Here is an 18,871-nt window from a genome sequence, read left to right as displayed (position 1 = left end):
CTTAAACGGCTTCCACTTCATTAGACGGCATGCAAATTTCAAATACATTGCCGTGTTGAAGGATCATAATATTACGCTGCTTATCTCTCATAACAACAACCTCTGGCTTAATGCGCATACGCTCAATGTATTGATCCGGCACATCGCCTGATCCGCTTACAGTGATGCCTTCAACGACTAAATCCTCATGCTCCTCAGGTGGTGATTCAAGCACTTGCTCGTAAATGTCAGAAAAAAGCTCAAAATTGTTTGTGTACACGGAAATACAGTTCATCTTCATCATCCTTCATTGGCTATTTTAGGTTTCATGCTCTTATTTTTTGTTTTAAATCCTGGCTTCATACGTAGCTTTCCTTCTTTGCACAAATCAAGCAGCGGACAGATCGGACACTGCGGGCTTTGTGCCTTACAATGATATCGACCAAAAAAGATAAGTCTATGATGTGTCAGCGTCCATTCCTCGCGCGGGACGAGTTTCATCAGCTTCTTCTCAACTTCAAGCACCGAATCCGTTTCCTTTGCGAACCCCAATCGCTTAGACACGCGATCCACATGCGTATCGACTGCAATGGCGGGAACACCAAACGCATTTGACATTACGACATTTGCTGTCTTGCGACCAACCCCAGGCAGCTCCGTTAGACCTTCATGGCTTTCAGGCACAGCCCCATCATATTTATCAATTACAATGCGGCATAGCTTTTGTATATTGGAAGCTTTACTTCGAAACAGACCGATGCGGCGAATATCCTGCTCCAATTCCTCAAGCGGGACGTTTAAGTAATCTTCGGGACGCTTATATTTTTGAAATAGAGTCGCCGTCACCTTATTAACTGTTTCATCCGTACATTGCGCAGACAAGAGCACAGCGATCGTAAGCTCGAATGGATTGCCGTGATTTAGCTCGCAGTGCGCATCTGGAAACATGTCCGCGATTATGTCCAGCACATGACGCATTTTCTGTTTCGCATTCATCGTCCTCTCCCCTAATCTAACACTATCGTTCAAAGTGTAGCGAAATTTGTCACGCTTAGCAACCGAAATCAAGCATATTCTATAAAAAAACTGCCCCTGAGGGCAGTTTTTTCACAAAATATAAATATCTTGAGGCCATTTCCCTAAATTTGGTTCTCTTTTTATTGCTTTACAATCGCAACAGCATTGTTTCTAAAGCTGTACACCGTAATGGCATCGCCAGCCTTGAAATTGGAAATTAATATCGCATTTCCGCCTTGCGTATATTTGGTGCTGCTCGTTACATTGAAATAATTTCGGTTATCAGAGCTAGTAACCTTCTCTGTCCATATTTGACCCGCGTTTGCATCATAGCTTGTGAATACGCGGCTTTCACCTACAGCAGCCGTAAATTGAATTTTGTTGTCATTCGTTTTAATGACTTCAACGTAATCGCCTACCGTTAAGAGGCTCGTATCCGCTCCTTGCGTAGTTCCCTTATTAATAACGAAGCCTTTATCTTCATTATAAACAATAGATTGTCCGGCTATATTCATTATGGCAACACTGTTTTTAGATACGGACTGTATGCGGCCAAATGTGACGTCAACCGTTTTAACCGTTGTAGCCTGAGTTCCTAAATAAGTCGCATCAACAATCGTACCTGGCAAAATCTGTTCGATGGTCAACTTAGCGCCAGCTTCATTGATCAGTTCTGAATTCAGAACCGGCAAATCAAAAGCAGCCGTTGTATTATTTTTCACACGAAGCCTTTTATTTATCGTATCAATGGAAATAACCTCGTATTGAATATTGCGATTTGCTTTAATGGTCGATACCCGGTCTTGATTCGCATTCAGCTCCAGCGTTAACAGTTCTCCAACCTTCAGATCACTGAAAGAAGCATTGGTTAAACCCGCAACCTCAACGTATGCTGCATTATATGGCAAGGAAACGTTCGCTCCGCCATCAATTTTTAAAGTAATTAAATTAGAAACAGAATTCAATGAAACTAATGTTCCGACATACTTGGTTACAAACTGCAAGGATACAATTGAATTTCCAGTATACGTAATGACAATTTTCCGGTTTTGAGTTAGCAAACTAGCAGCAGATGATAGAGAAATCGCATTGCCGCTATATTCAATTTTGGTGCGATCGTTGAAATATAATGCCTGCGCATTCGCACCGTTTGCATCTACAATCGTCAACAGTTTTTTATCGTATACGAAGCTTATGATTTGAGCTCCAGCGAGCGATTTCGCATTTCGATTAGTCACTTTAATTTTTGTTACTTTATCATCTGCGTTGAGCGTCAGCTCAACCTCATCCGCTTCTTTGATCAAATCAGAAATCGATGCAGCAGCTATTCCATTAATTTCAACCGTTACGGTGTTGGCCATAAATTTAGAGAGCAGGTTTGCACCCTCTTTTATCGTAATCAGCTCACCGTCCGTACCATAGAATGTACCTGCAGCAACAGTCGAGTTCGACTGTGCTGATGCAATGATTTTCAGAGCCATTGGCGTTTCACGGAAAGTATCCTGAACAATGCTGATTTGACTGTCTCTCTTGATTGCATTTAAGGCAATCGCTTTGCCTTCAGTGTCGACAACGACAAGTGAATCATTATAATTCACTTCAACCGGCTTATTATCTACCCAAACATACAGCTTCTTTTCAGATGGAATTACACGATCAAGTGTACCTGTCCATGTTTTGGAATAGGCTTTGTCGCCCTGCACCTCAACATACAATGCCTTTCCGTCTTTGGCGATAACGGTTATATCACCGTATTCGAGAAGCTGCTGCTTCGTAATGGGGGTCTCTGAATTATAATGATAATACAAAGTATCCGAACCAATCGCATAAGTTGTTTCTTTCTTATCACTGTAGACAGTTAGAGATGTATCCGTAATACGAGACACAATCCCACTCGTTTGCCCTTCATAATTAACAGGGTAAAGCTTTTGAGCGCGACTGAACATGGTTGCTAGGCTTGCTCTATTCACATCAGCTTTTGGATCAAATTTCACTGTCGTTACGCCTTTTACAAGCTCCAATTTTGATGCTAGGTTAACATACCCTTTGTAAAGCGAGTTAACCTGAGCCGCATCAGAGAAAGTGGATGCCGCATTCTGCATGCTAACAGCTTCGCTGTCTTTGCCGATAGCGCGAACCATCAGCTTCGTTACCCATTCGCGTGATGCAGGCTTTGTTCCCCAAGCCACTTTCGTATTCTTGGAAGCTAGATCATACTCTTCGCTCTGATCCAGTAATCCTTCTTGAAATGCCAACAAAATATAGGATTTGAAATAATTGCTTACTTTAAAAGAATCCGGAAATCCAACGCTGCTGTTTTTATCTACTTTATTGGCTAATCCCGCAAAACGGAGCGCCATAAGCACGGCCTCTTCTTGCGAGACGCTTTTGTTCGGACTAAATATATATGTATTGCCTGCAGCAGAATAGCCTTCAATAATGCCTTGCAGGGCGAGCTTTGCGATATGCTTCTCCGCCCAATGACCAATGCTTATGTCTGTAAACGGGGTCGTCAAAGCGGCTGCAGCAGCAACAGAATTTCCAGGAATAGCCATGCCGCTGCCTGCAATTAATGATACAGCAAGAGCGCCTATTACGATTTGTTTGCTTGTCTTTTTCAATGTCATAGATGATTTTCCCCCTGAAATTTTTTAATGACTTCAAAAGCAGCAAAAATAACCGCTTCTGAAGTCATCATGATCGTTGTCTTATTGTTTCTTCATTGGGTGTTCCAGCTCTACATGTCCCATCAAGCTTTCAGTCTCTTCACCATCAACTAACAATTCAATAGCTTGTACAAATTCGAATTGAAACAATGTTTTTTGAAGGGTGTCGATAACGAATAGCTCACCTGGAGCACCAAGTCTTGCTTCATCCGGCAAATGGATATCCAGAGTGACCTTGCCATCAGCCAGCTCAACCGAATTCACTTCAATTGGCTGCCATAAAGATGCTGTATGATCGCCAGCATCCTGCTGCAGCGCGGCGATCGCTGCCTCTACAAGATCCTTATCCGTTTCATAAGTAAGCTTCACTGATTTCTCTACTGTTTCAACTAGTTCTGTATCGGTTAGATATATAATAGCCTCGCGTTCTTTTGGCGCCGCAGTCGCTACCGGAGATGGTGAAGGCTCATTAATTGCGCTTCCCGTTTGGTTTCCAGGCTTTCCTTGCACGCCACAGCCCGCAATCGCTGCAGATAGAACGAAAACAGCAAGCAGCCCCTGTGCTTTGAATTTTTTCATTACACTGAACACCTGCCTTCTAATTTACTTTTAAAAATTCTTTAATTCCTGCTACCAACGCTGTCGCAATTTTCGTTTGAGATGCATCATTATAAAGCATAGTTGCATCTGAAGTATTCGTTAGGAAACCAGCTTCGATCAATACGGCTGGCATAGTCGTATCTTTAATAACCTTATAAGCGGCTGTCTTAACACCGCGATCTTTAATCTTAGTCGCAGAAATTAAATGCTTATGAATAATTCCAGCTAATGCAGAGCTGTTGTCGCGATAATAATACGTTTCTGTGCCTGATACTGTGGCTGCGGCAGAATTAGCATGAATAGACAAAAACAAGTCAGCCTTAAGCGCATTCGCGAATTGAACTCGTTCTTCTAAAGTTGGATAAGTATCGCCTGTTCTCGTCAAATGAACCTTGATTTTCGACTCTTTCTCCAGTAAAGTCTTCATTTTCAATCCGACGCTTAATGTGAATTCCTTCTCCCAGCGATTCAAAATACTTTTCGCACCGGGATCAGATCCTCCGTGTCCTGGATCAATGACAACATTTAATATTCCTGTGTTAGCAGGCGGAGTCACCGGGTCAGTAATAACTGGCGGTTTCACTGAAGTATCCCCATCCCCAGGCAATTCGGAAAGAGACATGAAATCCAGCCGGAATTCGCCTAAGTTTTCCGTCAATGTATAGCCTGTATCATCGCCGATTAGAAACACTACCCGAGCAATGTCAGGCGATTTGGAATAAAGGGAATACCGATAGCCCGTTAAATACGTGCTGTCTGTTACGGAAACCTCTACTTGTCCATTCAAGAATAAGGAGGACAAGCTAGACGAATAGTTTGTTGCCGGAAAATCAAAAACGATCCGTTTCGGATTTTCGAGATACATCGGTTTGTTTGTTTTCACTGTGCCTTCATAACGAATGGTGACGCTGTTGGCGCCGTCGAATGAAAAATCAGTAATCGTGCCGCTTGATTCTTCTGGAATAGAAACGGCTGGTTTCTCGTACATATGTACTTCCTTCTCCGTGTTCTTCCACTCTACGTTTAGTCCGAACTGCTCGCCGACAAAGCGCAGCGGAACCAGCGTCTTTCCTTTCACAACCATGATTGGCGTATCCATCAGTACGGATTGATCATTGACAAGAGCTTTGTTGTCATTCAGCTTAAGCTTAATAACGTCCTTCCCATTAATGACCGTTGCCGTTTTGGCTGTGTTGTCCCAACTAATTTGATAGCCCAATCCATCTGATATCGTCCGCATCGGAACAATTGTTGAATTATTAACAATTTGCGGAGCGACTTCCGATTTTAACAACAGACCATTCAAATAAAGCTTGGGGACGACCTCTGCAGCATGTCCTACAGCGGTGAACATCGTGAAAAATACCGACATAAACAACATAATGGATACAAATTTCTTCATTTCCCACCTCGATGACTGATATTGCCCGCATCGAATGAGTGCATTCGACTAATACAGACGTCAATATAGACGCAGCTTGTCAGAAAAAGTTGCGTTTATAGGAAAAAAAGGACAATCCGCCGTAGCCGGCTGGACTGTCCTCTTATTAAATGTGTAAATTAGCCAAGACGAGCCGCATGCTTTTTCTCGTAAGCTGTAATTTTATCCTCATGCTGAAGCGTCAAGCCGATATCGTCAAGACCTTGCAGCAAAAACTGACGGCGATGCTCATCAAGATCAAATGCAATAGTTAAACCATGATCATCCGTAAGCTGCTTGTTTTCCAAATCAACATTCAGCTTATAGCCCTCATGCTTCGCAGTGCGTTGGAAAATCTCTTCCACTTGCTCTTCACTAAGCTTAATAGGCAAAATGCCGTTTTTGAAGCAGTTGTTATAGAAAATGTCCGCATATGACGGTGCAATGATAACTTTATAACCATAATCAAGAATAGCCCAAGGTGCATGCTCACGTGATGATCCGCAGCCAAAGTTTGCACGGGATACGAGCACAGATGCTCCTTCATAGCGCGGCTTGTTTGGTTCGAATTCTGCGTTTACTTCACCATTCTCGTGAAAACGCCATTCGAAGAATAGAAATTGACCAAAGCCGCTGCGCTCAATGCGCTTCAAAAATTGTTTAGGAATAATGGCGTCAGTGTCGACATTGACCCGGTCGACCGGGGCGACGATGCCTGTAAATTGTTTAAACGGTTCCATACCTTATATACCCCTCTCTCACGTTCAATTAGTTCAACACTTCGGATTTAATTTCCCAATCGCGTACATCGTAGAAGTGGCCTTTTACCGCTGCGGCTACTGCCATTGCAGGCGATACTAGATGCGTACGGCCACCACGGCCTTGACGGCCTTCGAAGTTACGGTTAGAAGTGGATGCGCAGCGCTGGCCCGGCTTCAGAACGTCCGGGTTCATAGCAAGGCACATGGAGCAGCCTGCATCGCGCCATTCGAATCCTGCTTCTGTGAAAATTTTATCCAAGCCTTCCTTCTCAGCTTGAATTTTGACACGTCCCGAGCCCGGAACAACAATTGCCGTTACACGATCGCTTACTTTGTGGCCTCTAGCAATTTCAGCGGCAGCGCGTAAGTCTTCAATACGGCCGTTCGTACATGATCCAATAAATACATAATCGATTTCGATTTCGTTCATTGGCGTACCTGGCTTCAGATCCATATATTCTAGCGCAGCTTCAGCTGCTTTGCGCTCATTTTCAGTAGGCAGGTCAGCAGGGAATGGAACTTTTGCTGTAATGTTTGTTCCCATACCCGGGCTAGTTCCCCAAGTTACTTGCGGAATAAGAGCATCTACATCGAAATGAACAACTGTATCGTACTCTGCGCCTTCATCCGTAGTAAGCTGCTTCCAAGCCTCAACCGCTTCCTCGAAGTTAGCTGGCGAGTATTGGCGGCCGCGGAGATAATTGAATGTCGTTTCGTCCGGTGCAATTAGTCCGGCACGAGCTCCCGCTTCAATGGACATGTTACAAACGGTCATACGCTCTTCCATAGTCAAGCTTGTAATAGCCTCACCAGTGAATTCAATAACGTAGCCTGTTGCAAAGTCAGTGCCGTATTGCGCAATAACGCCAAGAATAAGATCCTTTGCCGTTACGCCTGGTTTACGTTTGCCGTTGAAGCGAACCTCAAGCGTTTTTGCTTTCGACTGCTGCAAGCATTGAGTAGCCATAACGTGCTCTACTTCGCTCGTACCGATACCAAATGCCAAGGCGCCGAAAGCACCGTGAGTTGAAGTATGGCTGTCTCCGCAAACAATCGTTTTGCCGGGATGAGTAAGTCCTAGCTCAGGCCCCATTACGTGAACGACACCTTGATCAATACTGTCCAGATCAAACAGCGTAACGCCGAAATCTTTACAGTTTTGAGTTAGAGTATCAATTTGCTGCTTGGAAATCGGATCCGTAATATTGAAACGATCCTTAGTCGGTACGTTATGATCCATCGTTGCGAACGTTAGGTCCGGACGGCGGACTTTACGGCCAGATAGACGCAAGCCTTCGAAAGCCTGCGGCGACGTAACCTCATGCACGAGCTGCAAGTCGATATAAATAACGCTTGGTTTTCCTTCTTCTTGATGAATGACGTGATTGTCCCAAATCTTCTCAAACATTGTTTTTTTCGCCATTAAATTCACCCCATCGTTTCATTGAATCTTCTGCATTTCTTAACTGAATCTACTATAGCATTTCCTTCTTCATTGATCCAAGATATAATATCTATAAGGTCTATAGATAATAACTATAACGAAATATAATATTACAACTCTATCAATAAAGGAGCTCCTACTCATGGAACTTAGACAGCTCAATTACGTTATTCAGATCGCATTAGAAAAAAACTTTTCACGAGCAGCGGAGAAGCTGCATATTGCACAACCTTCCCTTAGCCAGCAGCTCTCGAAGCTGGAGCAGGAGCTTGGCGTGCTGCTGTTCCGCCGAACGACCAATTCCGTTGAATTAACGCAAGCAGGCCAAGTGTTTGTCAATAAATCGCAAGCAATACTCGATGGCGTCGAGCAGTTGAAGCAAGAAATGGATGATATGGCTCAGATGCGGCGCGGACGTCTCGTAGTTGGCACGCTGCCGATTACCGGATCACATATATTGCCCCTTGTATTGCCTGTATTCGGTGCTCAGTATCCGCAAATCGAAATTGTTCTCGTGGAGGATACAACAGCCAAGCTGGAACAGCTTACCGCAAGTGGCGGTACAGATATAAGTCTGCTCTCCCTCCCGCTTATAGACAGCTCGCTGGCATGGGAGCCTTTTATGGAAGAAGAAATTTGCTTGGCTGTTCCCAATCAGCATCCACTTGCCTCGCGTGAAGGCTCGATCGACCTTCCTGAGCTTCAGGAGGAGCCCTTCATTGTACTCAAACGAGGACAAGGCTTCCGTCAAATTACTGTCGACTTATGTGAGCAATCCGGCTTCTCGCCCCGAATCGTATTCGAAAGCAGCAATATCGAAACCGTTCAATCCTTAGTTGCAGCCGGCATGGGAATTGCTTTAGTACCGCAAATGCTAACTCGTGCAGAAGGTTCTGAATTCACACCTACCTACTTGACCTTGACGACTAAACCGACAAGAACGCTCGTTATTGCAAGCCGCAAGGGCAGATATTTATCCAAAGCAGCTGATGCTTTCATTCAGACCTTGAACAAAACCGTTAATAACTTCAGATAAAGCTAGGCATTATAAATCGAAGGCCTGCGGTCTTCAAATACCGGAATTTTCGACCGAACCGCATCAACGAGCGCTAAATCGATTGTTGCATATAGGATTGTTTCTTCCTCGCCAGCTTCTGCAACGACCTCGCCCCATGGATCAAGAACCATGGAATGGCCGAAGAAATTAGAATTCCCGCTCGTTCCCATACGATTGCAGGCAATAACGAACATCTGATTCTCAATGGCACGAGCTGTAAGCAGGGTACGCCAATGGTGCAGGCGCGGATGCGGCCATTCTGCCGGTACAAACAGCAGCTTTGCCCCATCCAGTGCCAGCTTGCGGGCGAGCTCAGGGAAGCGGATATCATAACAAATCATCATTCCGGCCTCTGTGCCTTCTATATTGATCTTGCCAAGCTTGTCTCCTGCTGTTAAATATTTTTCCTCTTCCATTAAACGGAATAAGTGAATTTTTGAATAATCAGCAACTACATTTCCGCTGCGATCGAAGGCGTAGATGGTATTGAGCACGTCGCCTTCCTTCACCTCTGCAATAGATCCGCCAATGATATGAACCCCATGCTTTCTGCTGAAAGCAGACAAAAAGGATTGGGTGCGCTCCCCATGTGAATCTGCGATGGTTTGAATTTCTGTCAGCGCGTAGCCGGTATTCCACATTTCAGGGAACATGATCACATCCGGCTTCTCATCTTGGTTAACCGCTTCCTCCAGCATCTCATTTAGCTTCGCAAAATTGGCCTCAGGATTACCCGCTTCTATATGCATTTGCAGCAATGCAAGCCGCAATTTGTTATTCATTCGCTTTTCCTCCAAATATAAATTAATTTTTTCCTAATCATACCGTCTCATGGTTCTGTGTCAAGATGGGAACCGTAAGTACGAAGCCTTTCCCACTTTACGATAAAAAAGGAGAATGTCTGTCATGATTCCGAAACGACTAACTGCAATGCTCATAGCTTGCTGCTCTCTATTCTTGTACGCACAGGCTATTTCCGCTCATCCAGCAGCTTCTAGTTCTACTTCCGACACTGCACTCAAACCGGTGCAAGTATTTGACGTTGCAGCCGGTAAAGTTACAAAAACAGTTGTTAACGACCCTTCTATTCAAGAACAAGCTTCCGCTTGGATCGGCTCCGTCACCGGATTAGCTCCGCAAATTTCGAATGATGAAAGCTGCAGCTATGTGTTCCGAGTGCCGCTGGAGAAGGAAGCAACCATTAAACACAATGATATTTCAGTAACATCCGATGATCTTTTTCTATTCTACTGCAAGGACAAGCCGCCACTGCTGCTCATGTTCGACCATAAACGCAGGCCGTATTTATTTCTATTCAATGCGGATATAAAACCATTTATTCAGAAGATGGGAGTTAATGCTTCATAGGCAGTCCCCTTCTCTTCCCCTCCTATTCATGCTACATTAAAGCTATTGCCTATAAATAGCGATTTTGTCATGTGGAGTGTGAAAGTATGAAAACGCAAATCGGTCAACATCTAATTCAACCTGCAGATCGGATGAATATCCTTCCGACGCAATTTTTTGCTAAGCTGGTCGCCAAAGCGAATGCTCAGACGGCCAAAGGACGCGATGTAATCAATTTGGGACAAGGCAATCCGGACCAGCCGACCCCTCCCCATATTGTTGCTAAGCTGCAGGAGGCTGCAGCCAATCCTTTGTATCATAAATATCCACCTTTCAGCGGCTATCCTTTTCTTAAGGAAGCAGTAGCGAAGCGGTACAAAGAAGATTATAACGTAGATCTAGACCCTGCAACGGAAGTTGCGATCTTATTTGGCGGAAAAACCGGCCTTGTAGAAATTAGCCAATGTTTGCTTAATCCAGGCGATGTCTGTCTCGTACCTGATCCAGGCTATCCAGATTACTGGTCAGGTGTAGCTTTAGCAGGGGCAGAGATGTCATTTATGCCTTTGACCGAGTCGAACAGCTATTTGCCGGATTATGAAGCTATCAGTCCGGAAATAGCACAACGGGCTAAGCTGATGTTCATGAACTATCCTAACAACCCAACTGGTGCGGTAGCAAATCCTGCATTCTATGTGCACACGGTTGAATATGCCCGCAAGCACGGCATTGTGGTGGCAAGTGACTTTGCATACGGAGCAATCGGATTTGACGGCAATCAACCGATCAGCTTCCTGCAAACACCAGGCGCGAAGGAAGTTGGCGTCGAGTTTTACACCATGTCCAAGACGTATAATATGGCTGGCTGGCGAGTTGGCTTTGCACTTGGGAACGCTGAGATTGTAAGGCTCATCAACTTGATCCAGGACCACTATTACTGCAGCTTGTTTGGCGGCATTCAAGAAGCAGCCGCGCTCGCCTTAACCGAATCGCAGCAATGCGTTGCTGATCTAAATGCAATGTACGAAAGCAGACGCAATGCCTTGTACAGTGCACTTGATAAGATCGGCTGGAAAGCAGCTAAGCCAGGCGGTTCCTTCTTCTGCTGGCTGCCAGTCGCACCCGGACACACCTCGGAGTCATTTGCTGATTTGCTGCTGCAGGAAGCGGATGTTGTTGTCGCTCCAGGTGTAGGCTTCGGAACGCATGGAGAAGGCTTTGTGCGCCTAGGACTGCTAACGACTGAAGACCGTCTTCAAGAAGCGGTTGAACGGATCGGCAAGCTTAATTTGTTTAAAGCATAATCAAGCGTTTGCCTCGCTTTACAGCAATTGGGGATCGTGCTATGCTTAGTAGAATTGAACATGAAACGTGATGACGGGACTAGTAAGCATGAAGGGTCGCGATCAGAGAGTAAATTCCATGGGCTGTAAGAATTTACCGAAGGCCGCTTGCTGAACCTACCTCCGAGCGGTCGGCGATGAGCCGGACAGCGCCTTCTGTTATAGGCTTAAGCTGGGTGATTTTCTTTGTGATGATCATCAACAAAGGTGGTACCGCGGAAGCAAAGACTTTCGTCCTTTATGGACGAAAGTCTTTTTTGTTGTCACGAAACAAGCATAGGATGGGATTAATGATGTCAGAACGTGTAGTCGTAAAAATTGGCAGCAGCTCGCTTACGTCCGAGGAGGGCGGCTTAAACCGCGAACGAATTCAATATTTCGCTGCTGAGCTAGCTTCCCTGCATCAACAAGGTGATAGCGTCATGCTAGTTACATCAGGCGCTGTTGCCGCTGGTTTTCGTCAAATCGGTTATACAGCGCGGCCTAAGCTTGTTCACGAGAAACAAGCAGCAGCTGCGGTCGGCCAGGCGCTTCTCATGCAAGCCTATGAAGAAGCCTTTAGCCAGTATGGTATTGTTGCGGCGCAGATCTTGCTCACACGAGCTGATTTCTCTAACCGCCGTCGTATCCAGAATGCGTTGATGACCATTGAAGAGCTGCTTCGGCTTCGGGTTATCCCTATCATTAATGAAAATGACACAGTGGCAACCGATGAGCTTGTTCTCAAATTCGGAGACAATGATAACCTCTCCGCTCTCGTTGCAGCTATGACAAAAGCGTCAAAGCTGGTCATAATTACGGACATGGATGGCTTATATACAGAAGACCCGCGCATAAATCCGCAAGCCGTAAAGATCGATCGCGTCGATTTAATTTCAGAGGACATCATGAAGCTTGCAGGCGGTGCCGGCTCTTCTGTCGGAACCGGCGGAATGCGCTCAAAGATTGAGGCAGCTCGTATCGCTATGCGCGGCGGCGTTCACGCATTTATCGGAAAAGTACAGCAGAACGGCGATCTAGCGCTTGCTGTCGAAGGCAGCGGCAGAGGCACCTATTTCGACACCAAACGAAATAGCTTGCCGATGAAGAAGCAATGGCTTGGCTTCCATTCCATGCCGCAAGGACGAATTTCTGTAGATGACGGCGCAGTAACAGCTTTACTCGAAGGCGGCAAGAGCCTTCTACCTGCTGGCGTTACCGATACCGAAGGCGAGTTTCACCCAGGTGATGTCGTCGAGGTAACGAACCGTCTTGGAGAAACGCTTGGCCGAGGTGTTGTTAATTATGCAGCATGGCAAATTCAAGCAGTTGCAGGCTTAACAACGAAGGAAGTCAGACGTCGGGTGGACGTTTCCCGCATTGAAGTCATTCATCGGGACGAATGGATATCATTGAAATAATAAGGAGGAATTTATCAATGACCAGTGAAGTGATACAAAAAGCGACTTTGGCTCAGAAGGCCTCAGCTATTATGAATCGATTGACGACAGAACAGAAGAATACCGCTCTTATACATATGGCAGATGCGCTGCTCGCCGAGCAGGCTGCTATTATTGCTGCAAATGACCTTGATATTGAGCGCGGGCGTGAGCAAGGCACCAGCCCCTCCCTCCTAGATCGGCTAGCGCTGAACGCTGAGCGTGTTGCGGCCATCGCAGAAGGCTTGCGTTTGATCGCTGCGCTTCCTGATCCGGTTGGTGAAATGCTTGAGCAATTTGAACGCCCGAACGGTCTTAAGATTGAGAAGATTCGAGTACCGTTAGGCGTGATTGGCATGATCTATGAGGCACGTCCTAATGTAACAGTCGATGCCACTGGCCTTTGTTTAAAAACAGGAAATAGCGTCGTGCTGCGCGGCGGCTCTGCAGCAATCGAGTCTAACCGCAAAATTGTCGAGGTGCTCAAAAATGCGCTTCAAGCTACAGCGATGCCAGCTGATGCTATTCAGTTAATTGAGGATTCCGATCGGGCTTCCGTCAATGAAATGCTGAAGCTGAACGGCCTGCTTGATGTTGTCATCCCTCGCGGAGGCGCATCGCTTATTCGCAATGTTGTGGAGAACGCCACAGTTCCAGTAATTGAAACAGGCGCTGGCATTTGCCATACCTTTATCGATGCAAGTGCCGATTATGAAATGGCGGCAGACATTGCTTTCAATGCAAAAGTTCAGCGCCCTTCCGTATGTAATTCGATGGAGACACTTCTTATACATGAGACTTTCGCGGAATCCCATCTGATTAAACTTGCTGAGCGCTTTACTCAAGCAGGTGTTGAGCTGCGCGGCTGTGAACAGACAGTTGCAATTATTACCAGCGCTAAGCTTGCTTCCGATGAGGATTACAGCACAGAATACAATGATTACATTATGAATATTCGGATCGTACCTAATCTCGATGCAGCTATTGATCACATCAACCGTTTCGGTACGAAGCATTCCGAGTGTATCGTCACAGAAGACGCGTCAAATGCGGATCGCTTTATTCAAGAAGTTGATGCTGCTGCCGTATACCATAATGCTTCTACCCGCTTCACAGATGGCTTTGAATTCGGATTTGGCGCTGAGATAGGCATCAGCACACAAAAGCTGCATTCGCGTGGACCGATGGGACTACCTGCGCTGACATCTACGAAATACCGTATCTACGGCAATGGACAAATTAGAGGTTAAGCGTAACTCCCAGATCAACGAGAATTAAACTTATGTAACGGAGGAGAACGACATGTCCCTTATAACGCAAACCAGTATTCAAACGCTAAAGCTTTGTTTTTACGGCGCTGGCTCTATGGCCGAAGCCGTTGCGAAAGGCTTAATTAACGAAAAGCTGGTTGATGCGAGCCGCATTTCCATGCTGAACCGTCAAAATGCGGATCGCCTTCATACGCTTCATGAGGTGTATGGTGTGCAAACTGTTCTGCAAGGCTCAAGCAATGAAACGTATTTAAGTGAATCCGATATTATATTTCTAGCGATGAAGCCGAAGGATGCGGCTGAAGCCATAGCCGCAATTAAGCCTTTCGTATCGCCTAAGCAGCTTATTATTTCGTTCATTGCCGGCCTATCCATTACTTGCATAGAACAGCTGCTCGGCGGCCAAATTCCGGTTGTTCGGTCCATGCCGAATACATCCAGCACGATTGGACTTGGCGTAACCGGCATTAGCTATTCCGACCATGTAACGCCGCAGCAGAAGCTGATTACTGAAGCTATTTTCAAATCAATCGGCATTAACGCGGTTGTCGATGAGTCTCTTCAACAAGGGATAACCGGTGTTTCCGGAAGCGGTCCGGCTTATGTTTATTATTTCATGGAATCCATGATTGAGGCGGCCAAACAGCTCGGCTTTGCATCGGAAGAAGCGAAGGAGCTTGTTGTTCAAACGGTGCTGGGCGCGGCAGAAATGGTTCGCGCTACAGGTGAGGAGCCTTCTGAACTGCGTCGCAAAGTAACCTCTCCAAACGGTACGACACAGGCTGCAATTGAGCTTCTGGATAACAATCATTTCTCCGAAACGATTGTTAAAGCCGTATTTCGCTCTGCTGAACGTGCGGGCGAGCTGGGCGCTGCCATCGAAAGGAGCTTAAACGAATGAATGGAGTATGTATAGCTACTTACCGATCCTACGATGATAAAGCAGATTTCAATAAAAAAGCACTTTCCATAGCTGTTGGTTTGACGGTTGGCAGCTGGACAGAGCTGCCAGAAGCTCAAAAAGCCGAAATGGAAAAGCATCTTGGCAAAGTACTATCCGTCCATGTACATGAACCGGCTGATGCCGATCCAGGTGAACGGTATGCGGATATTCAAATTGCTTATCCCGATATTAACTTCAGCCGTGATCTGCCTGCTCTGCTCGTTACCGTATTCGGCAAGCTTTCAATGGACGGGAAGATCAAGCTGCTTGATCTTGATGTATCCGAGACATTCGCTTCGGCATTCCCTGGTCCCAAATTCGGGCTTAACGGCGTTCGCGACATACTTGGGGTTCATGATCGTCCGCTGCTGATGAGTATTTTCAAATCTGTTGTTGGATATGATCTGGCTAATCTACAGGATCAGTTCTACAAGCAGGCACTTGGCGGTGTAGATCTGATCAAGGATGACGAAATCTTGTTTGAAAACCCGCTTACACCGTTAGAAAAGCGTGTCGAGGCTTGCATGGATGCTGCTCGCCGTGCGGAAGCTGAAACGGGCCAGAAGCTGCTTTATGCGGTTAACTTAACTGGCCCAACGTCGCAGCTTGCAGCAAATGCTCGGAAAGCAATCGATGCAGGTGCTAATGCACTTCTGTTTAATGTGCTGGCGTATGGTTATGATGTCCTGCATGAGCTAAGCAGCGACAAATCGATTCAAGTGCCGATTGCTGCACATCCTGCGATGGCCGGCGCTATGTATCCTTCTCCGCATTATGGCATAGCTGCATCCTTGCTTCTAGGAAAGCTCATGCGTCTTGCCGGAGCCGATCTCGTTCTCTTCCCGTCGCCTTACGGCTCAGTCGTTATGCCTAAGGAAGAGAACTTAGCTGTCAAAGACGCCTTGCTAGCTCCGCTGCATGGCTTGCGCACCAGCTTCCCTGTTCCGTCTGCTGGCATTCATCCCGGACTTGTGCCTTTAATTCTGAAAGATTTCGGTACAGATGTCGTTGTGAATGCAGGCGGCGGCATCCACGGTCATCCTATGGGGACGGCAGCAGGCGGACAAGCTTTCCGGCAGGCTATCGATGCAACATTGAACGGTGTGCCATTGCGGGACGCAGCAGCACAGATTGGCTATGAGCCGCTGCAGGCCGCTATTAATGCATGGGGAGTCAAAGAATAATGAATGATAACCTTACAGCTAAGAAACGCATCGTTTTTTGTGATTTCGACGGAACAATTACAGTTAATGACAATATTATAGCGATTATCAAACATTTTAATCCAGATGGCTGGGAGAAAATTGCGGAGCAAACGATCTCACAGGAGCTCACAATTAAGGATGGAGTTAGCCAGTTATTCCGCCTCCTCCCTGCTTCTATGCAAAAGGAAGTTATTGATTTCAGCATATCCAATGCACGAATCCGTGATGGCTTCTCCGATTTTCTGGATTATTGCAAGGAGCAGCAAATCGAATTTTATGTAACAAGCGGCGGCATCGATTTTTTTGTTTGTCCGATTCTTGAGCCGTATGGCATTCCAAGTGACCACATCTATTGCAATAGCAGCGACTTCAGCGGAGAAAGAATTGAAATATTATGGCCGAATCCGTGTGATGAGCACTGCAATAATGATTGCGGCATGTGTAAAACAACAATTATGCGCCGTTTTCCATCGGATCAATACGAGCGTATTATTATAGGTGACAGCGTGACCGATTTTGAAGGTGCGAAGCTCGCTGATGTCGTTTTCTCGCGTTCCCACTTAACCGTGAAATGCACAGAGCTCGGCCTTTCGCATCATGAATATGAAACATTCCACGATATCATCAACTATATGAAAGACGAAAGGAAGACGTCTTAATGAGTTTTCAACAAATTGCTTTAGAAGATAAACAACGCGCTTTATTCGAGCTTCGCGACGTCAAGGAGCTGTTCGCCTCACGTGGATGGTTTCCTGGAACAAGCGGCAATTTATCGATCCGTGTTGGCGACTTCAAGCCCGAAGAGTTCCAGTTTGCCGTTACAGCAAGCGGCAAGGACAAAACCGTTCATACACCGGAAGACTACTTGTTCGTGGACCAAGATGGCAAGCCATGCGAGGCAACACGTCTTAAGCCATCAGCCGAAACGCTTATCCACTGCGAGATTTACAAGCTGACTGGCGCAGGCGCTATCTTCCATATCCATTCTGTATTCAACAGCGTAATTTCCGAATACTTCTGGGATCGGAAGTCCGTTCCGGTTGATGGCGTCGAGCTCATCAAAGGCTTTAACATTTGGGACGAAGAAGCACAAATCGAAATTCCGATCGTATCGAATTTCGCCCATATCCCTTCTATCGTGCCTGAGATCACCGAACGTATCGTCCCTCATATTCCTGGTATCCTCTTGCGCAAGCACGGGATTTACGCGTGGGGTGCAAATGCTTTTGAAGCGAAGCGTCATCTCGAAGCGTTCGAATTCATTTTTGAATATGTGTACCGTCTGGAGCTTTTGCAGCGCGGCTCTAAATAATCGAGTAGGTAGGGGGCGACTAGCCCCTACCTCACACACGCAGCATGGGGTGGAATGAATTTATTTCATTTTAATGACTACCTTTCCTTTGGCACTTCCGCCTTCAAGATATTTCAACGCTTGCGGTGCTTCTTCGAATTTAAATACCTTATCAATAACGGGCATAATGTGGCCTTCTTCAATGAATTTCTTGATTTTCTTTAATTGAGCTCCGTTCGGTTTCATAAAAAGGTAATGATAGCTCGTCTGAGTTTTCTTCTCAAGTGCTGTAAGCTTATGACTTACGATCGATAAAAGGGTTGTTTTCAACCAGCCTAATTGTGCTTCTTTACCAAATCTTGCGTTTGGCAGGCCGGAGATGGATACTATTTTCCCATTTAGCTTCAGTACCTGAAATGATTTTCTCAAGACAGTGCCCCCTAATGTATCATAAACAGCATCATACCCTGTAAGCAGTTCTTCAAAATTCTCTTTTCTGTAATTAATAATACGATCGGCACCCAGTGATTTGACCAGATTATAACCTTTATCGCCTGCTGTAGTGGCAACATAAGCGCCCATTAATTTGGCCAGTTGGATGGCAAAAGTGCCTACGCCGCCAGATCCAGCATGAATCAAAATTTTTTGGCCTTTTTGAAGCTTCAAAATATCGTAAAAGGCTTGATAAGTCGTCAGTCCAACCAGTGGTATCGATGCCGCTTCTTCAAAGTTCAAATTGCGCGGCTTCAGTGAAATATCATCCTGATGAACAGCTATATATTCGGCTAATGTCCCGATTCGACTTTTGCGGGGTCTCCCATAAACTTCATCTCCGGGTTTAAACTCATTTACCCGGTCACCTACCTTGACAACAACACCAGAAAAATCATTCCCCAATATTAAAGGCATATCATACTTCAGCAGAAATTTTACTTTTCCTTCTTTTACTTTAAAGTCGATAGGATTTAAGCTGGCTGCGTGAATTTCCACCAGCACATCATGTTCTCCGATGTCAGGCATTGGCCTTTCTGTCATCAGTAAGGGTACATCTTTTCCATATTTCTCGATGATCATGGCTTTCATACTTATCACTCCTGCTATGATTATTG

18 protein-coding genes are annotated in these 18,871 nt (G+C 45.7%); 9 read left to right on the top strand and 9 right to left on the bottom strand.

Annotation, left to right across the window (positions count from 1 at the left end; all coding sequences use genetic code 11):
• Position 1 precedes the first annotated feature (1 nt).
• From CEF13_RS11875 to leuC, 7 genes are all read right to left on the bottom strand, one after another.
• On the bottom strand, positions 2–274 hold the full coding sequence (locus tag CEF13_RS11875; RefSeq protein WP_102710878.1) for an NAD/NADP transhydrogenase alpha subunit: 273 nt from the start codon (positions 272–274) through the stop codon (positions 2–4).
• A 5-nt stretch (positions 275–279) separates the two neighbouring features.
• Positions 280–975: an endonuclease III gene (nth, locus tag CEF13_RS11870; RefSeq protein WP_102710877.1), complete on the bottom strand. Its 696-nt coding sequence runs from the start codon at positions 973–975 to the stop codon at positions 280–282.
• 161 nt (positions 976–1,136) lie between these two features.
• Positions 1,137–3,623 (bottom strand): S-layer homology domain-containing protein, encoded by a 2,487-nt coding sequence (locus CEF13_RS11865; RefSeq protein WP_102710876.1) that lies wholly within the window; start codon positions 3,621–3,623, stop codon positions 1,137–1,139.
• Positions 3,624–3,704: 81 nt separating this feature from the next.
• Entirely contained in the window at positions 3,705–4,241 is a 537-nt protein-coding gene (locus CEF13_RS11860) for a GerMN domain-containing protein (RefSeq protein WP_102710875.1), read from the bottom strand.
• A gap of 19 nt (positions 4,242–4,260) precedes the next feature.
• The gene (locus tag CEF13_RS11855) at positions 4,261–5,664 is read right to left on the bottom strand and encodes an N-acetylmuramoyl-L-alanine amidase (RefSeq protein WP_102710874.1); all 1,404 of its coding nucleotides are present in this window, start codon (positions 5,662–5,664) and stop codon (positions 4,261–4,263) included.
• A gap of 158 nt (positions 5,665–5,822) precedes the next feature.
• On the bottom strand, positions 5,823–6,422 hold the full coding sequence (gene leuD / locus CEF13_RS11850) for a 3-isopropylmalate dehydratase small subunit (RefSeq protein WP_102710873.1): 600 nt from the start codon (positions 6,420–6,422) through the stop codon (positions 5,823–5,825).
• Positions 6,423–6,450: 28 nt separating this feature from the next.
• Entirely contained in the window at positions 6,451–7,866 is a 1,416-nt protein-coding gene (gene leuC / locus CEF13_RS11845) for a 3-isopropylmalate dehydratase large subunit (RefSeq protein WP_102710872.1), read from the bottom strand.
• Between the two features lie 163 nt (positions 7,867–8,029).
• Between leuC and CEF13_RS11840 the strand changes: the two genes are divergently transcribed.
• Positions 8,030–8,923 (top strand): LysR family transcriptional regulator, encoded by an 894-nt coding sequence (locus CEF13_RS11840; RefSeq protein ID WP_102710871.1) that lies wholly within the window; start codon positions 8,030–8,032, stop codon positions 8,921–8,923.
• Positions 8,924–8,925: 2 nt separating this feature from the next.
• Here the strand turns inward: CEF13_RS11840 and CEF13_RS11835 are convergent, their stop codons facing one another.
• Entirely contained in the window at positions 8,926–9,726 is an 801-nt protein-coding gene (locus tag CEF13_RS11835) for a carbon-nitrogen family hydrolase (RefSeq protein ID WP_102710870.1), read from the bottom strand.
• A 124-nt stretch (positions 9,727–9,850) separates the two neighbouring features.
• Between CEF13_RS11835 and CEF13_RS11830 the strand changes: the two genes are divergently transcribed.
• The 8 genes from CEF13_RS11830 (at position 9,851) to mtnB (ending at position 17,783) form a co-directional block, all read left to right on the top strand.
• A complete protein-coding gene (locus tag CEF13_RS11830) occupies positions 9,851–10,312 on the top strand; it encodes a hypothetical protein (RefSeq protein WP_102710869.1) in 462 nt (153 codons plus the stop codon).
• Between the two features lie 86 nt (positions 10,313–10,398).
• A complete protein-coding gene (locus CEF13_RS11825) occupies positions 10,399–11,595 on the top strand; it encodes a pyridoxal phosphate-dependent aminotransferase (protein ID WP_102710868.1) in 1,197 nt (398 codons plus the stop codon).
• 332 nt (positions 11,596–11,927) lie between these two features.
• Positions 11,928–13,034: a glutamate 5-kinase gene (proB, locus tag CEF13_RS11820; protein ID WP_243864592.1), complete on the top strand. Its 1,107-nt coding sequence runs from the start codon at positions 11,928–11,930 to the stop codon at positions 13,032–13,034.
• A gap of 17 nt (positions 13,035–13,051) precedes the next feature.
• Positions 13,052–14,302, top strand: coding sequence for a glutamate-5-semialdehyde dehydrogenase (locus CEF13_RS11815; RefSeq protein WP_102710867.1), 1,251 nt, complete (start codon positions 13,052–13,054; stop codon positions 14,300–14,302).
• 52 nt (positions 14,303–14,354) lie between these two features.
• Entirely contained in the window at positions 14,355–15,224 is an 870-nt protein-coding gene (gene proC, locus CEF13_RS11810) for a pyrroline-5-carboxylate reductase (RefSeq protein WP_102710866.1), read from the top strand.
• Entirely contained in the window at positions 15,221–16,450 is a 1,230-nt protein-coding gene (locus tag CEF13_RS11805; RefSeq protein WP_102710865.1) for a 2,3-diketo-5-methylthiopentyl-1-phosphate enolase, read from the top strand. Before proC ends, CEF13_RS11805 begins: the two co-directional genes overlap by 4 nt.
• On the top strand, positions 16,450–17,130 hold the full coding sequence (locus tag CEF13_RS11800; RefSeq protein ID WP_102710864.1) for a 2-hydroxy-3-keto-5-methylthiopentenyl-1-phosphate phosphatase: 681 nt from the start codon (positions 16,450–16,452) through the stop codon (positions 17,128–17,130). The genes CEF13_RS11805 and CEF13_RS11800 overlap by 1 nt, the downstream gene beginning before the upstream one ends.
• The gene (gene mtnB / locus CEF13_RS11795) at positions 17,130–17,783 is read left to right on the top strand and encodes a methylthioribulose 1-phosphate dehydratase (protein WP_102710863.1); all 654 of its coding nucleotides are present in this window, start codon (positions 17,130–17,132) and stop codon (positions 17,781–17,783) included. The genes CEF13_RS11800 and mtnB overlap by 1 nt, the downstream gene beginning before the upstream one ends.
• Positions 17,784–17,843: 60 nt before the next feature.
• Here the strand turns inward: mtnB and CEF13_RS11790 are convergent, their stop codons facing one another.
• Positions 17,844–18,845 (bottom strand): NADP-dependent oxidoreductase, encoded by a 1,002-nt coding sequence (locus CEF13_RS11790; protein ID WP_102710862.1) that lies wholly within the window; start codon positions 18,843–18,845, stop codon positions 17,844–17,846.
• Positions 18,846–18,871: the final 26 nt, after the last annotated feature.

The sequence above is a fragment of the Paenibacillus castaneae genome, from assembly GCF_002884445.1.
GTDB classification, from domain to species: Bacteria; Bacillota; Bacilli; order Paenibacillales; family Paenibacillaceae; genus Pristimantibacillus; species Pristimantibacillus castaneae.
This window is presented reverse-complemented; position numbering and strand designations above follow the sequence as displayed.

Coding starts and splice junctions, on each gene's coding strand:
- CEF13_RS11800 (WP_102710864.1), top strand. CDS start 16,450: ATGAATGATAACCTTACAGCTAAGAAACGCATCGTTTTTTGTGATTTC.
- CEF13_RS11865 (WP_102710876.1), bottom strand. CDS start 3,623: ATGACATTGAAAAAGACAAGCAAACAAATCGTAATAGGCGCTCTTGCT.
- CEF13_RS11805 (WP_102710865.1), top strand. CDS start 15,221: ATGAATGGAGTATGTATAGCTACTTACCGATCCTACGATGATAAAGCA.
- CEF13_RS11875 (WP_102710878.1), bottom strand. CDS start 274: ATGAACTGTATTTCCGTGTACACAAACAATTTTGAGCTTTTTTCTGAC.
- CEF13_RS11860 (WP_102710875.1), bottom strand. CDS start 4,241: ATGAAAAAATTCAAAGCACAGGGGCTGCTTGCTGTTTTCGTTCTATCT.
- CEF13_RS11830 (WP_102710869.1), top strand. CDS start 9,851: ATGATTCCGAAACGACTAACTGCAATGCTCATAGCTTGCTGCTCTCTA.
- CEF13_RS11835 (WP_102710870.1), bottom strand. CDS start 9,726: ATGAATAACAAATTGCGGCTTGCATTGCTGCAAATGCATATAGAAGCG.
- CEF13_RS11855 (WP_102710874.1), bottom strand. CDS start 5,664: ATGAAGAAATTTGTATCCATTATGTTGTTTATGTCGGTATTTTTCACG.
- CEF13_RS11840 (WP_102710871.1), top strand. CDS start 8,030: ATGGAACTTAGACAGCTCAATTACGTTATTCAGATCGCATTAGAAAAA.
- mtnB (WP_102710863.1), top strand. CDS start 17,130: ATGAGTTTTCAACAAATTGCTTTAGAAGATAAACAACGCGCTTTATTC.
- CEF13_RS11825 (WP_102710868.1), top strand. CDS start 10,399: ATGAAAACGCAAATCGGTCAACATCTAATTCAACCTGCAGATCGGATG.
- proC (WP_102710866.1), top strand. CDS start 14,355: ATGTCCCTTATAACGCAAACCAGTATTCAAACGCTAAAGCTTTGTTTT.
- leuC (WP_102710872.1), bottom strand. CDS start 7,866: ATGGCGAAAAAAACAATGTTTGAGAAGATTTGGGACAATCACGTCATT.
- proB (WP_243864592.1), top strand. CDS start 11,928: ATGTCAGAACGTGTAGTCGTAAAAATTGGCAGCAGCTCGCTTACGTCC.
- CEF13_RS11815 (WP_102710867.1), top strand. CDS start 13,052: ATGACCAGTGAAGTGATACAAAAAGCGACTTTGGCTCAGAAGGCCTCA.
- CEF13_RS11790 (WP_102710862.1), bottom strand. CDS start 18,845: ATGAAAGCCATGATCATCGAGAAATATGGAAAAGATGTACCCTTACTG.
- nth (WP_102710877.1), bottom strand. CDS start 975: ATGAATGCGAAACAGAAAATGCGTCATGTGCTGGACATAATCGCGGAC.
- leuD (WP_102710873.1), bottom strand. CDS start 6,422: ATGGAACCGTTTAAACAATTTACAGGCATCGTCGCCCCGGTCGACCGG.